Raw genomic sequence first — 25,476 nt, 5'->3', positions numbered from 1 at the left:
CGGGGCGCTGCGGGGCGGCGCCGGAGGTCGCGTCGTCCCCGACGGCGCCAGCCAGGGGCGGGGCGACCGAGTCGGCACCGGGCAGTCGCCTGCTGAGGACGTAGCTCGTCCGCGCGAGATGGCCCGCGAGTCGTCCCGCGCGCCGCACCAGGGATGTCACGGGTTCCGATGCTACTGCGCCGTAGTCCCGACCGGATGTCACCGGTTCGCGTGTCACCTGTCGCGGGGGTCGGTCGCCCGCGCGGCGAAGCCCCAGTGTTCGAGTGCACGGCGGATGAACTCCGCCCCGATCCGGTTCGCCGCGGCGACGTTGCCCTCGCCCGCACGCTCCGGTTCACCCGCGGCCGGGGGGCCACCCGGGACACCGTCCGGCCACCCCGGCACCGTGCCCTCCTCCGCGACCACCCGGTCGCGCTCGGCCTCGGGGTGCTTCCAGTGGTCCCCGCACCCGGACGGGCACGGCATCTCGATGGTGCGCAGTACGCCGGACGGTTGCGGCTGCTCCCAGGTCAGCGTGCCCGACCCCGCACACATCGCGCAGTCGTCACTTCGGGACCTGCCCGAGTCCTCCGCAGTTGGCACAGGGGTCCTTCCGGTTGGGTGCGAGCCCGGAGCCGAGGCAACGGGGGCAATTCACCATGTCGTCGAAGTTCATCGTCGGCCGTCCCCAGGGTGTCGGATACCACACCGACTATAAAGCGCGACACCGTCCCGACCGGCCCGAGTAACCCCCCTTCACCCGTTTGCCCTACCGGAGGGTGCCGTGAAGGGCACCTTCCCTGCGCTGAATGCGGCGAGGGGCACATTCACTGCGCCTGATGCAGGGAAAGTGCCCCTCACGGCACCCCGGGACGCGCTCAGCCGGACGGGGCGAGCCAGGACTTCGCGGCGGCGAGACCGTCGACGGTGATCTGGTGGCCGCCGGTGTGCCAGTGTTCGGCGACCTCGGCGCCCCGGTCGCGCAGCACGGCGACGAGGTCCTGGGCGTGCTCCAGCGGGGCCATCGGATCGTGGCGGCCGTTGGCCAGCAGCACCCGCGACCCGGTCAGGTCGGTCCGCGGCGGCTCCGGCACCGGCAGCATCGCCGCGAACAGCACCGCCTCGCTCAGCACGTCCGGGCGCAGCAGCGTCACCGCCCCCGCGATGTTCGCGCCGTTGGAGAACCCGGCCGCGACGAGCCTGCGCCCGCCGAGGCCGTAGCGGTCGCGCGCCTCGGTGACGAAGTCGGCGAGCTGCCCCGCCCGGTACACGACGTCGTCGACGTCGAAGACCCCCTCGGCGAGGCGATGGAACCAGCGTGCCGCGCCGTTCTCCGACACCGGCCCCGCGGGTGCCAGCATCGGTGACGCCGGGCACAGCTCCTTGCCCAGCGCGAGGATGTCGGCGGGGCTGCCTCCGGTGCCGTGCAACAGCAGTAGCACCGGGGCTGTCGGACTGCCTTCGACGTACTCGTGTTCCAGGGCCAGCTCGGTCATGCGCGCACCTGTTGTCCGGGGTTGTTCTCGGCGGGCAGGTCCAGTGCGGGCAAGGCGTGCTCGATCCGCTCGCGATCCGGTTCGAGCCACGGCGGCAGCTTGAGCGCCTGCCCCAGCTCCAGCAGGGGTTCGTCGATGGTGAATCCGGGCTGGTCGGTGGCGATCTCCAGCAGGGTGCCGCCCGGCTCGCGGAAGTAGATCGACCGGAAGTACTGCCGGTCCATGATCGAGGTGACCTCGACACCGCGGTCGGTGAGCTCCTCCCGCCAGGCGGCCTGCGTCTGCTCGTCCGGTGCCCGCCACGCCACGTGGTGCACCGTGCCGTTCGCGACCAGGCCGCGCGGGGCGTCCGGCGTGACCTGCACGTCGACCGTGGCGCCCGGTCCGCCGTCGCCCGCGGTGAACCGGAAGCGGTTCCCGTCCTCGGCGGCGAAGCGCAGCCCCAGACCCTCGGTGAGCATGCCCGCGGTGGCGTCCTCCCGGGTGACCGAGAGGGTCACCGAGTGCAGACCACGGACGGCGTGCTCGCCGGGCACGAGCGGGGTGTCCCACGGGTCCCGCGGATCACCCTGCGGATGCGCGACCAGCGCCAGCTGCAGCCCGTCCGGGTCGCGGAAGTGGAGGGCGTCCTCGTCGTCCCGGTTGACGACCCGACTGGTGGACACACCCGCGTCCTCGAGGTGCTGCTTCCACCACCCGATCGAGTGTTCCGGGACGGAGAAGGCCGTCGTGGTGGCCTGCCCGGTGCCGACCCGACCCGGCGGCGCGTCCCGCCACGGGAAGAAGGTGAGCAGACTCCCCGGCCTGCCGATCTCGTCGCCGTAATACAGGTGGTACGTGCCGGGGTCGTCGAAGTTGACGGTGGTCTTCACCAGCCGCAGGCCGAGCGTCCGCAGGTAGAAGTCGGCGTTGCGCTGTGGGTCACCACCGATCGCGGTGACGTGATGCAGTCCGCTGGTTGTGAACGGCATGGTTCCTCCTCGCGGCGCGGGTACCTCCCACGCTAACCGGGTAAACTCTTGCGAGCAAGAAATATTCCCGGAAGAGGTGTTCCGGTAGAGTGCGGTGCGTGACGACACGGCGTGACGACGACGAGCTAGTGACCTGGTGGGGGCTGGTGATCGAGGGGTATCTGGCCACGCAGGAACGGTTGATGGGGGAGATCGCCGAACGCTTCGACCTCTCCCCCGCCGAGTTCGACGTGCTGCTCCGGCTCGTGCGCTCGCCGGAGCACCGGATGCCGATGACCCGGCTGGCGCGCGAGGCCGCACTGTCCAGCGGCGGCTTCACCAAGGTGGCCGACCGGCTCACGGCGGCGGGGCTCGTCCGCCGCGCACCCAGCGAACAGGACCGCCGGGTGACCTACGCCTGTCTGACCGACCACGGCGTCGAGGTGGCCGACCGGGCCCGGGAGGCTTGCGCCGACATCCTCCGCCGGACCGTGCTCGACCCCCTCGGCCACGACCGGGCCGAGTCCCTCGCCGAAGCCATGCGCACCCTCCGCCGGGTGAACGCCCGCGACTGACGAGGGTCACCCAGGGTTGTGTCGTGAAGGGCACCTTCCCTGCGCCGGGCGCAGCGAGGGGCACATTCACTGCACCACACGCAGGGAAAGTGCCCTTCACGACAACCCCCGCCGGTCACCCGGTCAGGCGTCGTAGTCCACCGTGACGGTGGGGGTGGTGGGGTGGGACTGGCAGGTGAGGACGTAGCCCGCGGCGAGTTCGTCGTCGTCCAGGGCGAAGTTGCGGCGCATGGTGACCTCGCCCGCGACGAGCCGGGCACGGCAGGTGCCGCACACCCCGCCCTTGCAGGCGAACGGCAGATCGGGACGCGCGCGCTGGGCACCGTCCAGCACGGCGGTGTCCGGGCCGATGTTCGTCACCGTCGTGCGTCCGTCCAGGGTCACCGTGACCTCGGTCGTGGCACCCTCCACGGGTGCGTCCCGGTGCCGCACCGGCTCGGGGGGCACGTCGTCGACGAAGAACAGCTCCTGATGCACCCGCCCGGTGTCCACCCCCGCACCGCGCAGCACGTCGCGGGCCCCGGTGACCATGCCGAACGGGCCGCACAGCCACCAGTGGTCCACCTTCGCGGGGGCGGGCAGCAGATCCAACAGCGCGGTCAGCTTCTCCGCGTCGAGTCGGCCGCTGAACAGTTCGACCTCGCGGGGCTCGCGGGACAGGACGTGCACCAGCTCGAACCGGTCCGGATACCGATCCTTCAGGTCGGCGAGCTCGTCGGCGAACATCACCGTGTCGCTGCGCCGGTTGCCGTAGAACAGGGTCACCGCCGTCCCCGGCCGGGCGAGCAGGGACGCCGCGATCGACAGGACCGGCGTGATGCCCGATCCCGCGGCCACGAGGACGTGCCGCCCACCGGGGTCGGTGTCCGTGTCCGGGGTGAACGTGCCCGTCGGGGTGCCGACCTCGATCGTGTCGCCCGGCCGCACCTGATGCACCAGCCACGACGAAAACACTCCGCCCGGCACCTCCCGCACCCCGATGCGCGGCCGGTCCCCGGCCGGTGAGCAGATCGAGTACGACCGGCGTTCGTCCCGTCCGTCCACCGTGCGCCGTAGCGTCAACGACTGGCCGGGGCGGAAGGCGTAGTCGTCCGCCAGCTCCGCCGGCACGTCGAAGGTCACCGCGACGGCGTCCGCGCACAGCCGCGTCACCTCGGCCACGGTGAGCGTGTGGAACGCGGTCCGGGGCCGTGTCCTCGTCGGTGCCGTCACGGTGTCTCCTTTGCGGCTCGTGTCAACTCGCGATTCCGGGGTGGCGACTCGCGATTCCGGGGTGGCGACTCGCGGTTCTGGGGTGGCGACTCGCGGTTCTGGGGTGGCGACTCGCGGGGTCGGGTCAGTGGGGGCGGAGGTGGTCGAAGGGTTCGGTGCAGGTGCGGCAGCGGTGCAGGGAGCGGCAGGCGGTGGAGCCGAACCGGGACAGCTCCTCGGTGTCCGGTGAGCCGCAGCGGGGGCAGGGGACCCGGCGGGGCGGCGGGGTGAGGCTGAGCGGGACCGGACCCGTCCCGCGGGCGGCCGGGGTGGGCGGGGCGATGCCCGCCTCGGCGAGCTTGCGGTGGCCCGCCTCGGTGATCCAGTCCGTGGTCCACGGCGGGTGCAGGACCGTGCGGACCTGCACGTCGACGTACCCCGCCGCGTGCAGGGCGCGCACGAGGTCCGCCCGCATCGTGTCGAGCGCCGGGCAGCCGCTGTAGGTCGGCGTGATCTCCACGACGACCGTACGGCCGTCCGTGCGGACGTCGCGCAGGACGCCGAGATCGGCCAGCGTCAGCATCGGCAGCTCCGGGTCGACGACCCGCTCGGCCACCGCCCGGGCGGGTTCGACCCCGCCCGCCGCCCGCGCACCGCCGTGGCGTGGCCTGTCCCTCGCCACCTCGGTCACCTCCGTCGCCTCCGCCACCGGCTCCACCACCTCGGTCACCTCCGTCGCCTCCGCCACCGGCTCCACCACCTCGGTCACCTCCGTCGCCTCGGTCGCCTCAACCGCCGGATCCGTCACCGGCTCCGTCACCACCGGTGCCGTCGCCACGTCACCAGGTCGCCTGTGGGTGGGCGCGGGCCACGCTCTGCATCTCGGCCAGCAGGTAGCCCATCGCCTCGGTGTGCACCCCGTCGCGGCCCGCACGGCCCGCGACGCCGGAAGCGTTCCCGACCTCCGGTATCGCCAGCCCCGCCGCATCGAGCACCTGCGCGAGCACGTCGTCGAACTCCGCACGCACCCCCGCCGGGTCCACGGCGACCCCGCACTCCATCAGCGACGTCTCCACCGGATGGGTGGCGAACAGTTCGCCGACGTAACGCCACGCCGAGTCCAGCCCGGACGCCATGCGCTGCCGCGAGTACTCGGTGCCGTCGCCGAGTCGAACCGTCCACTGTGCTGCGTAGTCGCGGTGGTAGGTCAGTTCGGGCACCGACTTCGCCGCGATCGCGGAGAGCACCGGATCGGCCGAGTCGGTCAACGCCGCGAACACGGCCAGCCGCCAGGTCGACAGCACCAGCAATCGGGCGATGAGTTCCCCGAAGTCGGCGTCCGGCAGCTCGGCCAGCCGCACGTTGCGGAACTCCTGCTCGTCGCGAAAGTAGGCGTAGTCGTCCTCGGTCCGGCCCCGCCCGGATCCGCCGCCCTCGGCGTGCCCGGCACGGGAGTACAGCATCCGGGCCTGGCCGAGCAGGTCGAGGCCGATGTTGGCCAGGGCCACCTCCTCCTCCAGCTCGGGCGCACGGGTGCACCACCGCTGCAACCGCTGGGAGAGCACCAGCGCGTCGTCGGCGAGCATCACGCAGTACGCCGCCAGCGCGTCGTGGTCCACACCGGACGGTACGGTGGCGTCCACCCCGGACAGCGGGTCGTCGAACCCGGTGCCGAAGGCCCAGCGGGCGTCGTCGTTGTCCTCGGTGATCGCCTCGTAGACGTTGTCGAAAGCCATGTCCGTCACCCCCTCACATGTGCGGGACGTCGTCGGGGATGTCGTAGAACGTGGGGTGGCGGTACACCTTGTCGCCGCTCGGCGCGAAGAACGGGTCCTTCTCGTCCGGGCTGGAGGCGGTGATGGCGGTCGAGCGCACCACCCAGATGCTCACCCCTTCGTTGCGCCGGGTGTAGAGGTCGCGGGCGTTGCGCAGCGCCATGTCCTCGTCGGCCGCGCGCAGCGACCCGACGTGCACGTGGTTGAGGCCCCGCTTGCCGCGCACGAACACCTCGTACAGCGGCCAGGTTCCGTCCGTGCTGCCGGTCATGCCGTCGCCTCCCCGTTCCGGGACCCCCGCTGCACGGCGTGCGCCGCGGGGTTCTTCTTCGCGGCATACGCCGCGGGGTCCTGTTTCGCGGCGTGCGCCGCGGCGGCCTCGCGGACCCACGCACCGTCGTCGTGCGCGGCCCTGCGGTGTGCGAGACGCTCGGCGTTGCACGGGCCGTTGCCCTTCAGCACCCGTTTGAACTCGCTCCAGTCGATCTCGCCGAAGTCGTAGTGCCCGCGCTCGGCGTTCCACCGCAGATCGTCGTCCGGCAGCGTGACGCCCAGCGCCTCGGCCTGCGGCACGGTCATGTCGACGAAGCGCTGCCGCAGCTCGTCGTTGGTGTGCCGCTTGATCTTCCACGCCAGGGACCGCTCGGTGTGCGGCGAGTCGGCGTCCGGCGGGCCGAACATCATCAGCGACGGCCACCACCAGCGGTCGGTCGACTCCTGCACCATCCGCCGCTGGGCGTCGGTGCCGCGCATCATCGTCATCAGCAGCTCGTAGCCCTGCCGCTGGTGGAACGACTCCTCCTTGCAGATCCGGATCATCGCCCGCGCGTACGGCCCGTACGAACTGCGGCACAGCGGTACCTGGTTGCAGATCGCCGCGCCGTCCACCAGCCAGCCGATCACACCGACGTCGGCGAAGGTCAACGTCGGGTAGTTGAAGATCGACGAGTACTTCTGCCGCCCGGCGATCAGCTTGTCGGTCATGTCGGCACGGTCGGCGCCGAGGGTCTCGGCCGCCGAGTAGAGGTAGAGACCGTGCCCGGCCTCGTCCTGGACCTTCGCCAGCAGAATCGCCTTGCGCCGCAACGACGGCGCGCGGGTGATCCAGTTGCCTTCCGGCTGCATCCCGATGATCTCGGAGTGCGCGTGCTGGGCGATCATCCGGATCATCGTGGCGCGGTATTCGTCGGGCACCCAGTCCCGTGGTTCGAGGCGCTCCTCACGGGCGAGGGTGTCGGTGAAGTGCCGTTCGAGGTCGGGCACGGTCGCGGTCATCTCAGCCGTCCTTCGCCACGAGGGTGAGCACGTCGTACTTCGCCACGGGTTCGTCCCGCTGGTTGGTCACCTCGGTGTCCCAGCGGACCTCGCCGTGCTCGGCGTCCTCCCGGGGCGTGATCTGCTTCGCGGTGAGCGTCACGGTCAGCTCGTCCCCCGGCTTGACCGGGGTGCGGAACCGCAGGTTCTCCAGGCCGTAGTTCGCCAGCACGGGCCCCGGCTCGGGCGAGACGAACAGCCCCGCCGCCAGGGACACCACCAGGTAGCCGTGCGCGACGATGCCGCCGAACAGCGGGTTCGCCGCGGCGGCGGCCTCGTCGGTGTGGGCGTAGAAGGTGTCCCCGGTGAACTCGGCGAAGTGCGCCACGTCCTCGGCGGTGACCCGGCGCGGCCCGGCGGTCACCGAGTCGCCCGGCCGCAGCCGCGCGAGCGACTTGCGGAACGGGTGCTCGTCGGCGGAGCGCTCGGCGCCCGGCACCCACTGCCCGGTGACCCGGCCCAGCACGGTGGGGCTGCCCTGCACCGACGTGCGCTGCATGTGGTGCAGCACGCCGTGGACACCGGCCATCTCCTGACCACCGCCCGCGCGGCCCGGACCGCCGTGTACGAACGCGGGCAACGGGGAGCCGTGCCCGGTGGACTCCCCGGCGTCCTCGGCGTCGAGCACCAGCAGGCGCCCGTGCCACGGCGCCACCCCGAGCACGACCTCGCGGGCGAAGTCCGGGTCGCCGGTGACCACCGACCCGGCGAGGCTGCCCTGGCCGCGGGCCGCCAGATCCACCAGCTGCGGCACGGAGGTGTAGGGCATCAGGGTGGCGACCGGGCCGAACGCCTCGACCTCGTGCGGCTCGGCACGGTCCGGGTCGTCCGCGCGCAGCAGGACCGGGGAGACGAACGCGCCCCGCTCGTGGTCGGCGTCGACCACGTCCACCCGGTCGGGGTCACCGAAGACGATCCGCCCGGCGCCGGAGAGCGCCTTGAGCGAGCGGCGCACCTCCTCCCGCTGCTCCAGGCTCGCCAGCGCCCCCATGCGCACACCCTCGGCGGTGGGGTGGCCGACGGTCACCTTCGCCAGCTTCTCGCGCAGCGCCCGCTCGACGTCGTCGATCAGCTCCGCGGGGACGAACGCGCGCCGGATGGCGGTGCACTTCTGCCCCGCCTTGACGGTCATCTCGGTGACGACCTGCTTGACGTAGAGGTCGAACTCGGTCGTGCCGGGGACGGCGTCCGGGCCGAGCACCGAAAGGTTCAGCGAGTCCGCCTCGGCGTTGAACCGCACCGAGTTGCGCACCACGGCCGGGTGCGCGCGCAGACGCTGAGCGGTGGCGGCCGAGCCGGTGAAGGAGACCAGGTCCTGACCGGTGACGTGGTCGAGCAGGTCCCCGGCACTGCCGCAGACCAGTTGCAGCGAGCCCTCCGGCAGCAGGCCGGAGTCCACGATCAGCTCCACGAGCCGGTGGGTGAGGTAGGCGGTCTGGCTCGCGGGTTTGATCAGGCTCGGCACCCCGGCGAGGAACGCGGGGGCGAACTTCTCCAGCGGCCCCCACACCGGGAAGTTGAAGGCGTTGATCTGCACGGCGACCCCGTGCAGCGGGGTCAGCACGTTGCGCCCGACGAAGGTGCCGCCCTTGCCCAGCGTCTCGACCCGGCCCTCGGGGTAGACGGTGTCGTTCGGCAGCTCCCGCTTCGCCAGGCTCGCGTAGGCGGCCGCGACGCCGATCCCGCCGTCGATGTCGAACTTCGAGTCGGCCTTCGTCGCCCCGGTGCGGGCGGAGAGTGCGTACAGTTCGTCGCGGTGCTCCCGCAGGTGGGACACGAGGGCCTTCAGCAGCGCGCCCCGCTGGTGGAAGGTCAGCTTCCGCAGCGCGGGGCCGCCCACCGTGCGGCCGTGGTCCAACGCCGCCGCCATGTCGATGCCGGTGGAGGAGATCCGGGCGACCTCCTCCCCGGTCGCCGCGTCGTACGCCGGGGTGCCGTCCCCGGACGGCGTGTGCCATCCGCCGGAGACGTAACTGGGCAACGCACCCATCGAGAAGACCTCCTCCATTGATTTACCAACCACTCGGTCAGTAATTTTAGGCGCACCCGGTTCCCGGGACAACGTGCACACCGACCAGGAGGGTGCGCCCGTTCGGCTCAAGGAGGAGTCGTGAGCACTGTCGACGACCCGCGAAAGGCCCCCGGACACACCGGCGACACCGGAGACGGACGTCGCACGACCGGGCTCCCCGACGGCGACGCCACCGAACACCTGAGCACCGAGGAGTTGCGCGCACGGCAACTGCGGCGCCTGCGGTGGACGCTGCGGCACGCCTACGACACCGTGCCCTTCTACCGCGAGCGGTTCGACCGGGCCGGGGTCCATCCGGACGACTGCCGCGAGCTCGCCGACCTCGCCCGCTTCCCCTGCACCACGAAGCAGGACCTCCGGGACACCTACCCGTCCGGCCTGTTCGCCGTCGGCCGGGACCGGATCCGCAGGATGCACGCCTCCAGCGGCACGACCGGGGCGCCCACCGTGGTCGGTCACACCGAGGGCGACCTGCGCACCTGGTCGGCACTGGTGGCGCGCTCGATCCGGGCGGCGGGCGGCAGGCCCGGCCAGACGGTGCACGTCTCCTACGGGTACGGCCTGTTCACCGGGGGGCTGGGCGCGCACTACGGTGCCGAGGCGCTGGGCTGCGCGGTCGTGCCCGCCTCCGGGGGGATGAGCGCCCGCCAGGTCCGGCTGATCACCGACCTGCAGCCGGAGATCATCATGGTCACGCCGTCGTACCTGCTGACCCTGCTGGACGAGTTCGAGCGGCAGGGCCTCGACCCGGCCGCGTCGTCGCTGCGGGTCGGCATCCTCGGCGCCGAGCCGTGGACCGAGGGGATGCGCGCGGAGATCGAACGCCGCGCGGGGATCGACGCGGTCGACATCTACGGGCTGTCCGAGATGATGGGGCCCGGGGTGGCGCAGGAGTGCGTGGAGACCAAGGACGGGCCGCACATCTGGGAGGACCACTTCCTGCCGGAGATCCTCGACCCGGAGACCGGGTCCGTCCTCGACGACGGCACGCTCGGCGAACTGACGTTCACCACGCTGACCCGCGAGGCGATGCCGCTGATCCGGTACCGCACGCGCGATCTCACCCGGCTGCGCCCGGGGACCGCGCGTCCCGCCCACCGCCGGATGGACCGGATCACCGGCCGTTCGGACGACATGATCGTCCTGCGCGGGGTGAACGTCTTCCCCACCCAGATCGAGGAGATCGTACTCGCCACCGACGGCCTGTCGCCGCACTTCCAGCTCGTGCTGTCGACCCGGGAACGGCTGGACACGCTGACCGTCCGGGTGGAGGCGGCCGACGACCTCCCCGCCGCGGACCGTGCCGGGGTGGCCCGGCGGGTCGCCGGGCGGGTCGCCGACGAGGTCGGGGTGCGCGTCGAGGTCGACGTCGTCGACCCGGCGACGCTGGAGCGGTCGGTCGGCAAGATGCGCCGGGTCGTCGACGAACGGGACCGGTGACCCCCTGGCCGACGGGGGGCCGACGGGACCGGCCGGACACCGTCCCGGGCGCGGGCTGGGATACTGGCCACCATGACCGCCACCGGGCCGACCAGGACGAGCCGCAGGGGACGACCCGGCTACGACCTCGAGTCGCTGCTGGGCGTCGCGGTCGCCCTGTTCAACGAGCGCGGCTACGACGGCACGAGCATGGAGGACCTCGCCCGCAGGCTCGGCATCACGAAGTCGGCCATCTACCACCACGTCTCGGGCAAGCAGGAGCTGCTGCGGCTGGCGGTCGACCACGCCCTGGACGGACTGTTCACCGTCGCGGCCGAGGCCGCCGAGCTCGACGGGCGGGCGGTGGACCGGTTGGAATACCTGGTGCGCGGCAGTGTCCGGGTGCTGGTCGAGCGGCTGCCGTTCGTCACGCTGTTGCTCCGGGTGCGGGGCAACACCGAGGTCGAGCGGGCGGCGCTGGCCCGCAGGCGGCGGTTCGACCGGATCGTCGCCGACCTCGTGGCCGAGGCGGAGCGGGACGGCGACATCCGGCCGGACGTCGATCCCGCGCTCACCGCACGCCTGGTGTTCGGAATGGTCAATTCCCTGGTCGAGTGGTATCAACCCCGGGGGAGCGACACGCCCATTGTGGACGCCGTGGCGAAGATCGCATTCGACGGAATCCGGGATAACCCGACCCGGTGAAGACGGGCCCGGGAGCCGTCAAATCGCGGTTAGCGGATCACCGTCGAGGGTACGAAATTGCCTGAGGCGCAAGCCTCACGGAGCAGAGGACCGGCCTTCGACAGCATCCGCTCGCCAGAGGTTCGGTCCTGTCCTGTGTGAACACACCAGAAAGGATCAGCTCATGCGTTCTGTTCGTCGCGGTATTGTGACGGCTGCCCTGGCCCTGCCGCTGGCCTTCGGCGCCGCCGGTGTGGCCGCCGCCGACAAGGGTGGCGACGTCGAGGCCAACTGGGCGTCCCACGAGGCCAACATCGCGGCCGCGGGCGCCGACGGTGCCGTCGCAGGCGACGTGTCGTCCGAGGCGGCCGGCATCAAGTACGAGTCCGACCGCAAGCACAAGAAGCACCGCGCCGACGGCATGGCCCGCGACGCGGCCACCGACGACGCCGCCGCCGACGGCGAAGCGCGGCACGGCAAGGACAAGCACAAGAAGAGGCACAAGAAGGACGTCGAAGCGGGCTGGGCCCACTACGAGGACAGCGGGGCCGCCGCGGGCGCCAAGGGTGCCAAGGCCTGGGACAAGGAGTCCTCGGCCTGGTACTTCGAGAAGGACTGACGCCGTCACGTCCTCCTGGAAGGCGGTGCCCCGGGCCTGGCCCCGGGGCACCGCCTCTTCGCGAAGAGGACGACGTCCGGGGAGAAGTGGTCCCGGGGCCGCGGAACCGGTTCTCAGGCGTCCTGACCCGATCCGGACCCGAGAACGGTCTCCACCGTAGCCAGGATGACCGACCAGACTCCCGGAATGAGAAGCACGCCGAGGACGACGAACAACGGGAGCAGCACCTTGTTCTCGACGGCCGTGCCGGTGTTGAATCGGAGAAATGCGGGCGGCCGCAGTTCGTACCACGTCTCCCCGGCGATCGGCAGGGGGAAGAGGAAAGGACACCCCGATTCGGTGAGCGCGTCCCCGAGGCAGTGGACGACACACCCCACCGCCACCGCCACACCGAGCCAGCCGGAGACCTCGTCGAGCCGTCCGAGCACATCGGGACTGTTCTCGATCACCCACCACACCACGGCCGCCCCGGCCACCGGCAGCAGCCAGTCCCCCAGTGCGTCCTCGGCCAGCAGCAGCCCGAACACGACCACCGCGGCGACCGCCCACGGACCCCCCGCCGCGGTGCCGGCCGCCGTGGCCGCCCCGACCCCCGCCGCGAACAGGACCGTGTGCGACAGGTGCCGGTGGGTGCCGGTCTTGTCCTCGTCGCGCGGCCCCTTGGTCACGGCGTAGAGCCCGGCGGAGGCCTTGCGCAACAGCCAGGACAGCGCGCCCGTGACCGGCCCGAGGAGCTTCGAGGCGCGCGCGCCGGGATGGTCGAGGTCGGGCAGCAGCGCGAATCCCGCCGTGGTGGCGGCGAACACCACCGCCTGCGCGAGCGTGGTGATCCCCACCGCGGGCGCGACGGCGAGCCCGGCGCACCACCCGGTCGCCGCATGGGTGCGACCCATCATGACGTCAGCTGGCCCCTTCCGGCGTCGGCATCGAACGAACAGGCGTCGACGGTCGTCGACGAGCGCTGCCAGTCTCCCGGACACCACCCCGGCGATGATCATGGCCCCCGCCCTTCTGCCGGCACCCGCATACTCACGCGCCCGCTCCCACCCCCGGGGTGTGCCGTGAAGGACCCCTTCGCTGCGGTGAGTGCCGTGAAGGGCCCCCTCGCTGCATGTGACGCAGGGAAGGACCCCTTCACGGCACACCCCCGCACGTGGCCGGGTGAAGGTGGCGTGCCCGGGGTAGTCCGGCGGGTATGGCGGGGCGACTGGACGAGTACCGGGCGAAGCGGCGGGCCGGGCGCACGCCCGAGCCGGTACCGGACCGCGCGGACGCCGGGCGCGGAGGTGACGGGGACCGGGACACCGCCGCCGACGGCGACGTGGGCGCGGCGTTCGTGATCCACGAGCACCACGCGCGGAACCTGCACTGGGACGTGCGCCTGGAACGCGACGGGGTGCTGGTGTCGTTCGCGGTGCCCAAGGGCCTGCCGGACGAGCGCGGCACCGTGCGGCTGGCCGTGCACACCGAGGACCATCCCCTGGAGTACGCCGACTTCTCCGGGGAGATCCCGGAGGGCGAGTACGGCGCGGGCCGGATGACGGTCTGGGACCGGGGGCGGTACGAGGTGGCGAAGTGGACCGCCGACGAGGTCGCCGTCGTGCTGCACGGTGCGCGGGCCCGGGGGAAATACGTCTTCTTCCGGAGCGGCTCGCGCTGGCAGGTGATCCGGTCGGACCCGCCCGAGGACCCGGGATGGACCCCGCTGCCGGAGTCGATGTCCCCGATGCTGGCCGTACCGGGCGCCCTGCCCGGCCCCGACGCCGACGAGCGGTGGGGGTACGAGTTCAAGTGGGACGGCGTCCGCGCGCTGGCCCGCGTGGACGGCGGGCGACTGCGGTTGTTCTCCCGGCGCGGCGACGACATCACCGACACCTACCCGGAACTGCGCGGACTCGGCGCCCAGCTCGGCAGCACCCGGGCCTGGCTCGACGGGGAGATCGTCGCCCTGCACGGGGGGAGGCCGAGCTTCGCGGCGTTGCAGGGCCGGATCAACGCCACCGACCGCCGGGCCCGGCAGCTGGCCGCCCGGTCGCCGGTCACCTACCTCGTCTTCGACGTGCTGCACCTGGACGGTCGCCCGTGTCTCGATCTGCCGTACACCCGGCGCAGGCGGCTGCTCGAACGGCTCGGGATCGACGGCGAGCACTGGCGGGTACCGCCGTCCTACACCGGCGGCGGCACGGCGGTCGCGGACGCGGCGGCCGAGCAGGAACTCGAGGGCCTCGTCGCGAAACGCCTGGACTCCCGCTACCGGCCCGGGGAACGGAGCGGCGCCTGGCTCAAGATCACCGAACTGCGCACGCTGGAGGTGGTGCTCGGCGGCTGGCGGCCCGGCACGGGCCGGCGCGCGGACACGTTCGGCTCACTGATGCTGGGGGTGCCGACCGGGCGGGGACTGCGCTACGTCGGCCGGGTCGGCACCGGCTTCAGCGACGACGCGCTGCGCACCCTCGCCACCCGGCTGCGCGCGCTGGAACGGCGCACCTCCCCGTTCGCCGAGGCGGTGCCCAGGGACGGGTCCCGCGACGCTCACTGGGTGCGCCCGACGCTGGTCGGCGAGGTCGCGTTCAAGACGTGGACGCGGGACGGCCGGCTCCGCGCCCCGACCTGGCGCGGGCTCCGGCCGGACCGCACACCGGAGGAGTTGCCACGGTGACCGGGCAACTGGTGGACATCGAGGGCCACCGCATCCGTCTGTCCAATCTGGACAAGGTGCTCTATCCGGCGGTCGGGTTCACCAAGCGGGACGTGCTCGACTACTACGTACGGATCGCGGACGCACTGCTGCCGCACGTGCGGGACCGACCGTTGACCCTGAAACGCTACCCGAACGGGGTGGAGGGCAAGTCCTTCTTCGAGAAAAACGTCTCCGGGCACGCCCCCGACTGGGTGCGCACCGTGCGCATCGGGACGCCCGGCAGTTCCCGGGGCGCGGAGGAAACCGACTACGCGCTGGTGCAGAATCTGTCCACACTGGTCTGGGTGGCGCATCTGGCGAGCCTGGAGCTGCATATTCCGCAGTGGACGGTCGGCCCGCGGGACGGGCGGCGAAACCCGGACCTGCTGGTGTTCGACCTCGACCCCGGGGAGCCCGCGACGATCGTCGAGTGCTGCACGGTGGCCCGGTGGCTGCGCACGGTGGTCGAGGCGGACGGGCTGCGGGCGTACCCGAAGACGAGCGGTTCGAAGGGGCTGCAGCTCTACGTGCCGGTGCGTACCCGCAGCGGTGACCGCACCGGCGAGTACGCCAAGGGCCTGGCCGAACGTCTCGAACGCGACCACCCCGACGCCGTCGTCTCCCGGATGGCGAAGAAGCTGCGCGGCGGGAAGGTGTTCATCGACTGGAGTCAGAACAACGTCACCAAAACCACCGTGGCCCCCTACTCCCTGCGCGCCCGCCCCACCCCGACGGTGTCCACCCCCGTCACCTGGGACGAGGTCGACTCCTGCCGCGAACCGGGCGACCTCGTCTTCCACGCCGACGACGTCCGCACCCGCGTCACCACGGACGGCGACCTCTTCGCCCCCCTGCTGGCGGCCGACCGCCCCGCACTCTGACGGCCCCCTCGCCCGGAGGGTGCCGTGAGGGGGTCCTTCACTGCGGCACGTGCAGGGAAGGAGGCCCTCACGGCGTGGGACGCAGGGAAGGGGGCCTTCACGGCAGCGCGTCGTCGAGGAAGGTGCGGGTGCGGCCCCAGGCGATGTCGGTGGCTTCGGGGTCGTGCGACGACGGGGCGTCCGGGTTGGCGAAGGCGTGGCCCGCGTCGTAGTGGTGCACCGCGACGTCCGGCCGGTTGGCCACCGCGGCCTCCACCGCCGCGATCCCGTCGGCGGGCAGGTACGGGTCCCGGTCGCCGAAGTGGAACATCGCCGGGCACTCCAGCGAGTCGACCCGGTCCAGCAGGTCCGGAACCCCCGAGCCGTAGTAGGACACCACCGCGTCCGGCCCCCGGCCGCCGGCCCGTACCGACGTCCCGCACAGATACGCCAGCGTGCCCCCGACGCAGAACCCGACCACGCCGACCCCGCCGGTGCACCCGGGCATCGCCCGCAGATGCGCCAGCGTCGCTGTCAGGTCGGTCACAGCCTCGTCCCGGTCGAGCCGTCGTGCCAGCGTCGCTCCCTCGGCCATCCCGGCCGGGTCGTTGCCCTCGAACCGGCGGCGGAGCCGCCAGAACAGGTCCGGCACGAGCACCGGATACCCGTGCCCGGCGAGTTCGTCGGCCAGCGCACGCATGTGGTCGTTGACGCCGGTGACCTCCGGCAACAGGACGATTCCCGGGCCGCGCCCGGCGCCGGGGGCCGCACGGTAGGCGTCCCACGCCGCACCGCCCGGTACCGTGATGCTCTCGTAACCCGTGGTGACCACGAACGAGGATCCTTCCGGGCGGGTCAGGTGCCTGCCAAGACCGATACGACGAGCGTCACGTTCGCCCGTACGCTGCCGGGGTAACCCTCGAACACTATGCTCACCCACATGCCTTGGGCGGTCGAACCGAACAACGCCGCTGACCGCCTGCGTCGCATCGAGGCGGTCACCGACACCGCGCTGGTTCAGCTGAGCGTCGAGCAGCTGCTCCACGAGCTGGTGGACCGCGTCCGGGACGTGCTCGAGGCCGACACCGCCACCGCACTGCTGCTGGACGCCAGCGGACAGCAGCTGGTCGCCACGGCGTCCTCCGGCCTGGAGGAGGAGGTGTGGCAGAACGTGCGGATCCGGGTGGGTGACGGCTTCGCCGGACGGATCGCCGCGGACCTCAAGCCGTCCCGTGTCACGCAGGTGGATCACGACACGGTGGTCAACCCGGTGCTGTGGGAGAAGGGGCTCCGGAGCCTCCTCGGTGTCCCGCTGATCGCCCAGGGTGAGCCGCTCGGTGTGTTGCACGTCGGTGCGCTGGACGACCGGGCGTTCGACGACGAGGACGTGCGCCTGTTGCAGCTCGCGGCCGACCGGGTCGCACTGGCGGCCCGGAGCAGGTTGACCAACTCCGACCGTGCGGCGGCCTCGGCGGTGCAGCGGTCACTCGTGCCCGCGCAGCTGCCCGACGTGACCGGCTTCGAACTCGCCGCGCGCTACACCCCCGGCCGCGGCTCGGACATCAGCGGCGACTGGTACGACGCGTTCGGCCTGCCCTCGGGACGGTTGTTCTTGGTCGCGGGGGACGTGGTGGGCAGGGGGCTGTCGGCGGCGATGGTGATGAGCCGCATCCGCACCACCGTGCGCGCGTACGCGCTGGAGAACGACGACCCCGCCGAGGTGCTGACCCGGCTCGACCGCAACATCCGGCACTTCGAGCCGGACGCCATGGCCACCCTCGCCTGCGCCATCTGGGACTCGTCACACAATCAGGTGCACCTGTCGCTGGCGGGCCATCTCGCACCGGTCGTGGGCAGGGTGAACCGGGATTCGACGCTCGTGGAGACCGCGGTCGACCCGCCCGTGGGAGTCGGTTCGGCCACCCAGGCCCGGCACACCACCACGATCGACATGTCCGGCGGCGCCGTGCTCGTCCTCTACACCGACGGACTGGTGGAGCGGCGGGCGCAACCCCTGGAGGACGGCCTGCGGGCCCTGAGCGACGTGGTGTATCCGGGGCCCCCGGAGGCGGTGTGCACCGAGATCATGAACACGCTCGTCGGGGACACCGCCACCGAGGACGACCTCGCACTGCTCGCCGTGCGCAGGCAGAGTACCGACGACCTCCGGACGCTGACGTTCTCGGTGGAGGCCGTGCCGGAGGCCCTCGCCGACATCCGTGCCGAGCTGCGCCGGTGGCTGCCCGAGGCCGGGGCGGGCGAGGACGACGTCACCGACCTGCTCGTGGCCGTGGGCGAAGCGGCGGCCAACGTCATCGAGCACGCCTACGGCCCCGGCGGCGGCACGCTGAGCCTGCACCTGGAGACCCACGGCGACGATCTGGAGATCATCGTGAGCGACACGGGGAGCTGGCGTCCACCCCGGGGGACCCACCGGGGCCGGGGCACCGAGCTGATGCGCTCGCTCTGCGACGATGTGCAGGTGGAGAACGGACCCCAGGGCACCAGTGTGCTGCTGCGTAAGCGACTGTCGGGAAGCGAGCGGGAATGACCACGGCCGACGTCGAGGTGCGTGCCGACGGCGCCCGGGTGGACATCGTCATCACCGGTGAGATCGACCTGTCCAACAGCGAGCGGGTGCGGGAGGAGATCTTCGGCTCGATCGACAACCGGCTCACCGAGGTCCGGCTGGACCTCGGTGAGCTGAAGTACCTGGACAGTGCGGGTTTGCGGATCCTGTTCGCGCTGGCCGAGCGGCTCCGTCTGTTGCAGACCTCCTGCACGATCGTCTCCCCGGTGGGGTCCCCGACCCGCCGGGTGCTGGAGATGTCCGGCGTCGGCGCGGTCGCCGAACTGCAACCCTGAGCGCCCGGGACACCGCCCGTGGCCCGGGGCCCGCGCGTGTCACCGCGCGAACCCCGGGCGTCGACTCACCGACCCCGGGATGTCAACTCGCCGGCCCCGGGCGGCAACTCGCCGGGCGCCGGGGGGTGACTCGCGGGATTCGGGGGTCAGCTCGTGGGGCCGCCGGTGGTCCAGGTGAGGGTGTCGGCGCCGTGGACGGCGCGGCCCGCCACGAAGGTGGCCAGCACGTCGATGCCGTCGATCTCCGTGGAGTCCACCGTGGTCGGGTCGTCCCCGAGCAGCACCAGGTCGGCCTGCATGCCGGGGCCGATCCGGCCGCGCCGGTCCTCCTGGTGGCAGGCGTAGGCGGCGTGCGTGGTGTAGGCGTGCAGCGCCTCGGTCGCGTCGACCCGTTCCGACTCGGCGAGCACGAGCCCCGCCTTGGTGGTGCGCTCGACCATCGAGCGCATCCCGGCCAACGGTGCGCCGGTGCCCACGCACGGCCGGTCGGAGCTGCCGGGAACCCGCAGCCCGGCGTCCAGAAGGGACCGTTGCCGGTACACCCACGGCATCCGGTCCGCACCGAGGGCGGAATGTATCGTGTCGCCGATCTCGTACAGGAAACGGGCCTGTGGCACGGGAACGACGTCCAGAGCGGCCATTCTGGACAGATGCTCGGGCCGCACCATCGCGGAGTGCTCGATGCGGTGCCGCACGTCCGGGCGGGGCAGTTCCTTCTGCGCCTGCTCCAGCGTGTCCAGCGTGAGGTCGATGGCGCGGTCCCCGATGGCGTGGGCGGCGATCCGCCAGCCGCTGCGGTGCGCGGCCAGCATCCGCTCCCGCAGCACGTCCGGGTCGTCGCCGAGCACGCCGAGGCCGCCCGCGCCGACGAACGGCTCGGTCACCGCCGCCGTGCGGCTGCTCAGCGCGCCGTCGGTGAAGATCTTCATCGGCCCGATCCGCAGGAAGTCGTCACCGAACCCGCTGCGCAGGCCGAGGTCGAGCCCGGTCTCCACACCCACGGCCGGGTCGAACGGGTGCAGCACCTCGGTGGCCGGCATCAGCTCCACCCGCAACGGCAGCTCGCCCCGCTGCCGGGCGAGCTGGTAGGCGGCGGCCTCGGCGGGACTGTGCCCGATCCAGCCGCCCGCGATGCCCGCCTCGGTCACGTGCGTGAGGCCCTCGCGCACGTACACCTCGGCCGCCCGCGCCACGGCCGCGGCCAGTTCCTCCACCGGGTAGGGCTTGACCAGCGCGTCCACCAGTTGCTGCGCCTGCTCGGCCAGCAGGCCGGTCGGCTCGCCGTCGGCGTCGCGTTCGACGACCCCGCCGTCCGGCACCCGCGCCGAGCCGTCCAGCACCCCGGCCTTGTCCAGCACGGCGTCCGACGCGACACACATGTGCGCCGAGCGGTGCTTGAGCCACACCGGACGGCCCCCGCCCGCGCGTTCCAGCGCCGCACGCTCGGGATGCCGCCCGAGCACGTAGTCGTCGTACCCGGAGCCCACGACCCAGGCGTCCGACGGCAGCTCCGCCGCCCGCGCGGCCACCGCGTCGTAGACCTCGTCGAGGCTGCGGCACGTCGACAGGTCCAGTTCGGCCAGCGACAGCCCGTACCACACCATGTGGTTGTGCGCGTCGGTGAAGCCGGGGGTGAGCGTCGCACCGCCCCCGTCGACGACGGCACGCGCGGGCAGGTCCCGCACCTCGTCGTCGACGCCCACGATCACGCCGCCGACCACCCCCACGGTGTGCGCGCGCGGGTGGTCGGCACGCATCGTCAGCGCACGGACGTCACGGAGCAGGAGATCGAGCACCGCCATTCCTCCCAGGGTCGTGAGTGAACACGGATGTCACGGCGCCGGATGCGGCACCGCACTCCGCCATTCACTCACGACCCCGGCCGACGGTGCGAGCGAGGTGGTCGTGGAACTGCACGGTCACGGCGTGCCGGTCGGATGCCCAGTCACGCACCGTGATCGTCCTCGTCGCGCCGCCGGACCCCCTTGCCATCTGGGTCACGGAGACGGGTTCGCCCGCGCCCGCGGGCACGTACCGGTCGACAGCGGTCAGGAACGGGACACGATCGAACGGCGGCACGGCCTCGCCCGATCGGCTGACGGTGTCGCAGTCCGTGTCGAACACGAACGCGGCGATCACCTGCCGCGCCTTCGGCGCGACGGCCGGGGCGAGCACGTTCTCGCCGTCGACCAGCAGGGCATCGTCGTCGCCACCGCCCTGGTCGGCCCACCACTCCCGGTTGCGGGTCACCGTCAGCGCGATGTGCCCGGGGCAGCGGTCGATCCGGTCGGTGATCCCGCCCGGCTCGGAGACCTGCAGCCGCACGAAGTGGTCGCTGCGCCGGAACGTCTCCGGGTAGAAGTGGTAGGTCAGCTCCCCGTCCCGGACGAAGACCAGCTCGTAGCGGCGCAGCCCGTGTACGCGCAGCGGGCCGAAGCCGCCGTCCGGGCCGGTGCGGACCACATGCCGCGGCCGGTCCCCGAGGCGCCGGCCCGTGTCCGGGTCGACCGGCCAGACCTCCAGCCTGCCCCGCGCGCCCGCGTTCCGCGGGAAGAACGTCACCCGCCCGGAGATGTGCACCCGTCCCGGCGGTTCCGGCAGCACCCCGGTGGTCCACGGCGGCCGCCCGGTCAGGAACCGGTGGATGATCCCGAAACTCTCCGCCGACACCGCCGCCTCGGTGTGGCCCAGTTCCGGCAGCCGGACGTTCACCGCGCCGCCGATCTCCCCGTCCGGCCGGACGCTCGCCCACAGCGCGAGCGTCGGCACTCCCCCCGGCGGTGCCTCGGCGGAACGGCCGTCGATGTTGACGTACCGGCGGATCCCCGCGGCCCGTGCGGGTGCGGACAGGTATTCGTGCAGCACCGCGGTGCCGCGCGAGTGGGCGATGACGTCGACCGCACGGGCCCCGGTGCGCCCGCGCACCTCGGTGACCAGCTCCCGCAGTCCCTGCACCGCGTGCGCGTTGTCCGCGACGGTGGTGTCGTACTCGTAGGCGTGCAGCAGACGGTCCGGATAGCCGTTGGCGGAGAACCGTTTGGCGTTGGACTGCCACTGCTGGGCCGACCCCTGCTGCCCGTGCACGAAGATCACCGGGGTCCGGGCGGGCCGGAACGACGCGGGCCCCGCCTCCCCGGCACTCTCCCCGGCACCGTCCCCGGCACCACCGGGACGGGTGGGCCCGGCCGCGGCGCCCGGGACCGCCGTGAGGATCCCGACGACCAGCGCCAGCAGTACGGTCCCGAGTCGCCGACCGGCCGAGCCCACCATCGCGCTCCCAGTTCCCTTCGAAGGTCTTTCACCCGTCGAAGGGCTCATCCCACCGCACCGGAGCCCGCCCGGGCCAGGGATCCGACCGAACGTGCGACCGCCGTCGCACCGTGCCGGGGCGGTGGCGCGCGGTGCCCGGCCACGGGCTACGCGGCGTCGGTGAGCAGCGCCCGCGCGGCCCGCTCCGCGATGGCCGGGTCGAGGCGCCTGCCGTTGAGCAGCTCCGCGTACAGGGCGGACTCCACGATGCGCACGTAGAGGAACGCGAGGTCGTCCAGCTCGGTCGGCCGCCACGTCGGCGTGCGGTTCTCCAGCAGCACAGCCCGCTGTGCCGCCACCATCCGGCGGTGCACGCCCTCGGGGGTGTGGAACAGCACCCGGGTGGCCGTCTCCGGCTCGGCCCGCAGGAACGCGGTGAACGGCGCGGCGCTGCGCAACTCGGCGGAGAACAACCGGGTCACCTCCAGCACCCCCTCGATCCCGGTCTGCCTGCGCCTGCGGCGGGCCCGGGTCAGCAGGCGTTCACCCAGCCGCCACAGCACGTCCCCGAGCACCGCGTCCCGCCGGTGCACCACCCGGTACAGCGTCGCCCGGCTCACCGCCAGGCTCGCCGCGAGTGCGGGCATGTCGATCGAGCCGTGCCGGAGGAAGTACCGGCAGCCGCCGTGGACCACCTGTTCGCGGCTGACCACCCGCCGGGTGTCCACCGACTGCGCCATCAACAGCCTCCTCTTCGATGATCGGTGCGTCGGTGATAGCACAACGCGGGCGCCCACGGCATCGGGTGAACAACTACCCTGGGGCCGATCGCGAGCGGGTGTTGACGGTGTGTCGGGCCACGGGGCCCGCGGACGGAAGGGCACGGTTGTGCGGCACCACAGATCCGGATCGTCCCGGCCCCGGGGCGGGTTCGGGACGGTCCTCGCGCTGGTCGCGACCCTGTTCCTGGTGGTGGGGTGCGAGGCGGACACCACGGGTGCCGACGACCCGGGCCCGCCGACGACCGACAACGGCGCGGGCGCGGACTCCGCGACCCCGGATCCGGCGAAGCAGGAGCAGCAACACCCCACCCGGGCCGGGCGGACGGCCCTGTTCGACCGGTCCGGCATGATCCGGTCGGATCTGGAGGTCCTCGACGAGGTGTCCGGCCGGTGCGAGGCGTCGCTGCTCAGCCCGGAGAACGAGCAGGCGCGACGGTGCTTCACCAACGAGACGTCCCTGGCGATGGACCCGTGCTTCGTCCCGGAGAACCCGGCCCCGGAACTCCTGCCGGATCCGGGGACCGGCACGGAGAGCGTCACGGACCAGACCGTCCGGGACAACCCGGTGGAGACGGTCGCGGTCTGCCTGCGGGACCCGGCCGCCGAGGGCGCGGTCAAGGTCAACGTGCGCGACGACGACCCCTCCGGGGTCGTGGACGACGTCGTCGACCCGTGGTGGTTCGTGGTGCTGGCCGACGGAACCCGGTGCGTGAAGGTGCTCGGTGTCGACGACCTCCGCGAGGATCTGCACCTCAGCTACCGCTGCGACGACGGCTTCCTGCACGGGCTGGTGGACGAGGACAAGCGCATCTGGACCATCCACCATCGGAAGGCGGGCTCCGACGAGCTGAACTTGGCCTGGGTCCGCTCGGCCTGGGCCTGACCGGACCCGCGCCGGGGGCCGGGGTCCCGACGCGGCGGGGCCCCGGCCCCGCGTGATCTCCGGTTCAGGACGAGGGCGCCGGGGTGCGCTCCCCGGTCGTGACGGGAACACCGGCTCCGGCCGCCTCCGGGTAGAGGCCGTTGATGTGCACGACGTCGTGGCCGGCCCGTTCGAGCAGGCTCGCCGCGATGGCCGACCGGTACCCGGAGCCGCAGTGCACCCACAGCCGCCGGTGCGGCACGTCGGCCATCCTCGGCAGCAGCTCGTGCAGCGGCACGTGCACCGCGCCCTCGATGTGCTCGGCGTTGAACTCCTCGTCCCGGCGCACGTCCAGCACGGTGGGCGCGCGCCCGGCCGAGAACTCGGCCGCGAGCTCCCGCCACTGGACACTGGGGAACGACGTCGTCGGGATTCCGTCCGCCAGATCCTGCGGCGGGTCACCGAGAGCGACGTCCAGCCGGTCGATGCCGATGCGGGACAGGTCCCGGATGGCGGCACGGATGTCGTCCTCCGAGCCAACCAGGGTCATCGGGTCCAGCCACGGCAGCGTCCACCCGAGGAACGTGGTGAACTGCTTGCCGTCGCCGTACTCGATGCTGACCGTGCCCTCCAGGTGCTTGGTGGCGAAGGCGACCCGGTTGCGCAGGTCGATCACCCACTCACCGCGGTCGAGACGGCTGCGCAGCTCGCCGGTCGACAGCGGTTCGGGCACCGTCAGGTCCGGCGCGCTCGGCCCCATCCGGTTCAGCGGCCCCATGTGCGCGTAGTACGACGGGTAGTCGGTGAGGTTCGCGATGAGCTGGTCGACGAAGCGGTCCTCGTCGGTCTCGGTCAGCGCGTGATTGTGCTCCCGCTGCTCCCCGATCGTCGAGCTGTCGGCGGCGGTGGCCGGGCCGGAGGAGCAGAAGCTGCCGAACCCGTGCGTCGGGTACAGCGTGGCGCGGTCGGAAACCTGCTCGGCCAGCCGCCGCGCCGACCGGAACTGCGCCCGTGTCAGTGCCGTCGTCTTCTCCGGGTCGACCAGATCGGTGCGGCCCACCGACCCGTACAGCAGACTGCCGCCGGAGAACACGGCCTGCTCACCGTCGTCGCCGTCGACGACGTAGGACAGGTGGTGCTCGGTGTGCCCGGGGGTGGCCACGGCGGTCAGCGTCATCCGTCCGATGTCGACCCGGTCGCCCGGCAGGATCCGCTGGTGATCGTACTCCAGGCCCTCGGTCTCGCCGACCAGGTAGGTGGCGGAGTGGCGCAGCGCGAGTTGCGGGCCGCCGGTGGCGTAGTCGTTGTGCAGGTGCGTCTCGGCGACGTGGGTGATCTGCACGCCCCGCGCGCGGGCGAGCTCCTCGATGCGGTCGAAGTCCCGCTGGGGATCGATGACCAGGGCTTGCGATCCGTCGTGCACCAGGTAGCTGCGGTCGCCGAGTTGCTCGGTACGAATGACGTCGACGTCCATGAACGGTCATCCCTCGTCCGTCTGTGGCAGGCTCGGTAATCGGATACCCGATGCCCGAACCGATAACCCGAGCGAGGAGGACCCGTGCCGCCCACCGATCCGTCCACCTGGGACGAGCGCTACCGCGCCGCTCCGTCCCCGTGGGGCGACGCGCCGGCGAGGACCATCCGCACGTATCTCGACGACGCGGTCCCCGGCACCGCCGTCGACCTCGCGTGCGGGGACGGCCGGCACGCCGCGTGGCTGCACTCGAAAGGGTGGAAGGTGGCCGCCGTGGACTTCTCGCCGGTGGCGTTGGAGTCGGCGCGGGACCGGTACGGCACGGACATCGACTGGCGGCTCGGCGACGTGACGACGTGGGAGCCCGCGCAGGCCGTCGACCTCGTGCTGGTCGGGTTCCTCCAGATCCCGGCGACCGACCTGGTGCGCACGTTGCGCCGCGCCACGAGCTGGCTGGCCGACGGGGGAAGGCTTTTCTACCTGGGACACGCCCGGGAGAATCACGAACGCGGGGTCGGCGGCCCGCCCGACCCGGACGTGATGCCGTCGATCACCGACCTCGCCGGGGCCGCGGGCGGCCTGCGGGTCGACGCCCTGCGGCACGTGCTGCGGGACACCGACCGCGGCACGGCGATCGACATCGTGCTCGACGTCCGACGGTGGTGAACCG

General features: G+C 72.3%; 25 protein-coding genes. 10 read left to right on the top strand and 15 right to left on the bottom strand.

Annotated elements, in window-relative coordinates:
* Positions 1-213 precede the first annotated feature (213 nt).
* From SACPADRAFT_RS0220595 to SACPADRAFT_RS0220585, 3 genes are all read right to left on the bottom strand, one after another.
* Complete coding sequence (locus SACPADRAFT_RS0220595) at positions 214-534, bottom strand: hypothetical protein (RefSeq protein WP_007023801.1); 321 nt, start codon at positions 532-534, stop codon at positions 214-216.
* Between the two features lie 323 nt (positions 535-857).
* Positions 858-1,475, bottom strand: coding sequence for an alpha/beta hydrolase (locus SACPADRAFT_RS0220590; RefSeq protein ID WP_007023799.1), 618 nt, complete (start codon positions 1,473-1,475; stop codon positions 858-860).
* A complete protein-coding gene (locus tag SACPADRAFT_RS0220585; protein WP_007023798.1) occupies positions 1,472-2,446 on the bottom strand; it encodes a ring-cleaving dioxygenase in 975 nt (324 codons plus the stop codon). Before SACPADRAFT_RS0220585 ends, SACPADRAFT_RS0220590 begins: the two co-directional genes overlap by 4 nt.
* A 98-nt stretch (positions 2,447-2,544) precedes the next feature.
* On the opposite strand from SACPADRAFT_RS0220585, the gene SACPADRAFT_RS0220580 reads away from it, so the two are divergent.
* Positions 2,545-3,000, top strand: a complete 456-nt coding sequence (locus SACPADRAFT_RS0220580; protein ID WP_007023797.1) for a MarR family winged helix-turn-helix transcriptional regulator — start codon at positions 2,545-2,547, stop codon at positions 2,998-3,000.
* A 123-nt stretch (positions 3,001-3,123) separates the two neighbouring features.
* Here the strand turns inward: SACPADRAFT_RS0220580 and paaE are convergent, their stop codons facing one another.
* From paaE to paaZ, 6 genes are all read right to left on the bottom strand, one after another.
* Complete coding sequence (gene paaE, locus SACPADRAFT_RS0220575; protein WP_007023796.1) at positions 3,124-4,212, bottom strand: 1,2-phenylacetyl-CoA epoxidase subunit PaaE; 1,089 nt, start codon at positions 4,210-4,212, stop codon at positions 3,124-3,126.
* A 124-nt stretch (positions 4,213-4,336) separates the two neighbouring features.
* On the bottom strand, positions 4,337-4,807 hold the full coding sequence (gene paaD, locus SACPADRAFT_RS0220570) for a 1,2-phenylacetyl-CoA epoxidase subunit PaaD (protein ID WP_028662641.1): 471 nt from the start codon (positions 4,805-4,807) through the stop codon (positions 4,337-4,339).
* Positions 4,808-5,030: 223 nt separating this feature from the next.
* A complete protein-coding gene (gene paaC, locus SACPADRAFT_RS0220565; protein ID WP_007023794.1) occupies positions 5,031-5,927 on the bottom strand; it encodes a 1,2-phenylacetyl-CoA epoxidase subunit PaaC in 897 nt (298 codons plus the stop codon).
* Between the two features lie 13 nt (positions 5,928-5,940).
* Positions 5,941-6,237 (bottom strand): 1,2-phenylacetyl-CoA epoxidase subunit PaaB, encoded by a 297-nt coding sequence (paaB, locus tag SACPADRAFT_RS0220560; RefSeq protein ID WP_007023793.1) that lies wholly within the window; start codon positions 6,235-6,237, stop codon positions 5,941-5,943.
* Positions 6,234-7,241 (bottom strand): 1,2-phenylacetyl-CoA epoxidase subunit PaaA, encoded by a 1,008-nt coding sequence (gene paaA / locus SACPADRAFT_RS0220555; protein ID WP_007023792.1) that lies wholly within the window; start codon positions 7,239-7,241, stop codon positions 6,234-6,236. The genes paaB and paaA overlap by 4 nt, the downstream gene beginning before the upstream one ends.
* Position 7,242: 1 nt before the next feature.
* Complete coding sequence (gene paaZ, locus SACPADRAFT_RS0220550; protein ID WP_007023791.1) at positions 7,243-9,270, bottom strand: phenylacetic acid degradation bifunctional protein PaaZ; 2,028 nt, start codon at positions 9,268-9,270, stop codon at positions 7,243-7,245.
* A gap of 120 nt (positions 9,271-9,390) precedes the next feature.
* Between paaZ and paaK the strand changes: the two genes are divergently transcribed.
* The 3 genes from paaK to SACPADRAFT_RS0220535 all read left to right on the top strand — a co-directional run bounded on the left by paaK (position 9,391) and on the right by SACPADRAFT_RS0220535 (position 12,034).
* Entirely contained in the window at positions 9,391-10,752 is a 1,362-nt protein-coding gene (paaK, locus tag SACPADRAFT_RS0220545; RefSeq protein ID WP_007023790.1) for a phenylacetate--CoA ligase PaaK, read from the top strand.
* Positions 10,753-10,824: 72 nt separating this feature from the next.
* Positions 10,825-11,436 carry a TetR/AcrR family transcriptional regulator gene (locus SACPADRAFT_RS0220540; RefSeq protein WP_007023789.1) on the top strand — a complete coding sequence of 204 codons (612 nt, stop codon included), beginning with the start codon at positions 10,825-10,827 and terminating at the stop codon, positions 11,434-11,436.
* 163 nt (positions 11,437-11,599) lie between these two features.
* Positions 11,600-12,034, top strand: coding sequence for a hypothetical protein (locus SACPADRAFT_RS0220535; RefSeq protein ID WP_007023788.1), 435 nt, complete (start codon positions 11,600-11,602; stop codon positions 12,032-12,034).
* Positions 12,035-12,147: 113 nt separating this feature from the next.
* Here the strand turns inward: SACPADRAFT_RS0220535 and SACPADRAFT_RS0220530 are convergent, their stop codons facing one another.
* Positions 12,148-12,930: a metal-dependent hydrolase gene (locus SACPADRAFT_RS0220530; protein WP_028662640.1), complete on the bottom strand. Its 783-nt coding sequence runs from the start codon at positions 12,928-12,930 to the stop codon at positions 12,148-12,150.
* Between the two features lie 299 nt (positions 12,931-13,229).
* Between SACPADRAFT_RS0220530 and ligD (SACPADRAFT_RS0220525) the strand changes: the two genes are divergently transcribed.
* Both ligD (SACPADRAFT_RS0220525) and ligD (SACPADRAFT_RS0220520) read left to right on the top strand, forming a co-directional pair.
* Positions 13,230-14,693, top strand: coding sequence for a non-homologous end-joining DNA ligase (gene ligD, locus SACPADRAFT_RS0220525; RefSeq protein WP_007023786.1), 1,464 nt, complete (start codon positions 13,230-13,232; stop codon positions 14,691-14,693).
* Complete coding sequence (gene ligD / locus SACPADRAFT_RS0220520) at positions 14,690-15,595, top strand: non-homologous end-joining DNA ligase (protein ID WP_007023785.1); 906 nt, start codon at positions 14,690-14,692, stop codon at positions 15,593-15,595. Before ligD (SACPADRAFT_RS0220525) ends, ligD (SACPADRAFT_RS0220520) begins: the two co-directional genes overlap by 4 nt.
* A 97-nt stretch (positions 15,596-15,692) precedes the next feature.
* Here ligD (SACPADRAFT_RS0220520) and SACPADRAFT_RS0220515 read toward each other — a convergent pair whose 3' ends face one another.
* Positions 15,693-16,406: a dienelactone hydrolase family protein gene (locus tag SACPADRAFT_RS0220515; protein WP_007023784.1), complete on the bottom strand. Its 714-nt coding sequence runs from the start codon at positions 16,404-16,406 to the stop codon at positions 15,693-15,695.
* 108 nt (positions 16,407-16,514) lie between these two features.
* Here SACPADRAFT_RS0220515 and SACPADRAFT_RS0220510 point away from each other — a divergent pair, with 108 nt between their 5' ends.
* Together SACPADRAFT_RS0220510 and SACPADRAFT_RS0220505 are read left to right on the top strand one after the other, a co-directional pair.
* The gene (locus SACPADRAFT_RS0220510; protein WP_040924679.1) at positions 16,515-18,125 is read left to right on the top strand and encodes an ATP-binding SpoIIE family protein phosphatase; all 1,611 of its coding nucleotides are present in this window, start codon (positions 16,515-16,517) and stop codon (positions 18,123-18,125) included.
* On the top strand, positions 18,122-18,439 hold the full coding sequence (locus SACPADRAFT_RS0220505) for an STAS domain-containing protein (RefSeq protein ID WP_007023782.1): 318 nt from the start codon (positions 18,122-18,124) through the stop codon (positions 18,437-18,439). The genes SACPADRAFT_RS0220510 and SACPADRAFT_RS0220505 overlap by 4 nt, the downstream gene beginning before the upstream one ends.
* A 146-nt stretch (positions 18,440-18,585) precedes the next feature.
* On the opposite strand, the gene SACPADRAFT_RS0220500 is transcribed toward SACPADRAFT_RS0220505, so the two are convergent.
* From SACPADRAFT_RS0220500 to SACPADRAFT_RS0220490, 3 genes are all read right to left on the bottom strand, one after another.
* Positions 18,586-20,235: an amidohydrolase gene (locus SACPADRAFT_RS0220500; RefSeq protein WP_007023781.1), complete on the bottom strand. Its 1,650-nt coding sequence runs from the start codon at positions 20,233-20,235 to the stop codon at positions 18,586-18,588.
* 70 nt (positions 20,236-20,305) lie between these two features.
* The gene (locus SACPADRAFT_RS28995; RefSeq protein ID WP_007023780.1) at positions 20,306-21,709 is read right to left on the bottom strand and encodes an alpha/beta hydrolase; all 1,404 of its coding nucleotides are present in this window, start codon (positions 21,707-21,709) and stop codon (positions 20,306-20,308) included.
* A gap of 146 nt (positions 21,710-21,855) precedes the next feature.
* Positions 21,856-22,428 (bottom strand): QsdR family transcriptional regulator, encoded by a 573-nt coding sequence (locus SACPADRAFT_RS0220490; RefSeq protein ID WP_007023779.1) that lies wholly within the window; start codon positions 22,426-22,428, stop codon positions 21,856-21,858.
* Between the two features lie 148 nt (positions 22,429-22,576).
* On the opposite strand from SACPADRAFT_RS0220490, the gene SACPADRAFT_RS0220485 reads away from it, so the two are divergent.
* On the top strand, positions 22,577-23,353 hold the full coding sequence (locus SACPADRAFT_RS0220485) for a hypothetical protein (protein WP_007023778.1): 777 nt from the start codon (positions 22,577-22,579) through the stop codon (positions 23,351-23,353).
* A gap of 64 nt (positions 23,354-23,417) precedes the next feature.
* Here the strand turns inward: SACPADRAFT_RS0220485 and SACPADRAFT_RS0220480 are convergent, their stop codons facing one another.
* Positions 23,418-24,806 (bottom strand): MBL fold metallo-hydrolase, encoded by a 1,389-nt coding sequence (locus SACPADRAFT_RS0220480; protein WP_007023777.1) that lies wholly within the window; start codon positions 24,804-24,806, stop codon positions 23,418-23,420.
* Between the two features lie 84 nt (positions 24,807-24,890).
* On the opposite strand from SACPADRAFT_RS0220480, the gene SACPADRAFT_RS0220475 reads away from it, so the two are divergent.
* Complete coding sequence (locus SACPADRAFT_RS0220475) at positions 24,891-25,472, top strand: class I SAM-dependent methyltransferase (protein WP_007023776.1); 582 nt, start codon at positions 24,891-24,893, stop codon at positions 25,470-25,472.
* Positions 25,473-25,476: the final 4 nt, after the last annotated feature.

Source organism: Saccharomonospora iraqiensis subsp. paurometabolica YIM 90007 (assembly GCF_000231035.2).
In the GTDB taxonomy this organism is placed as follows: Bacteria; Actinomycetota; Actinomycetes; order Mycobacteriales; family Pseudonocardiaceae; genus Saccharomonospora; species Saccharomonospora paurometabolica.
The sequence above is the reverse complement of the archived record's forward strand: the minus strand, read 5'-3'. Positions and strand labels throughout refer to the sequence as shown.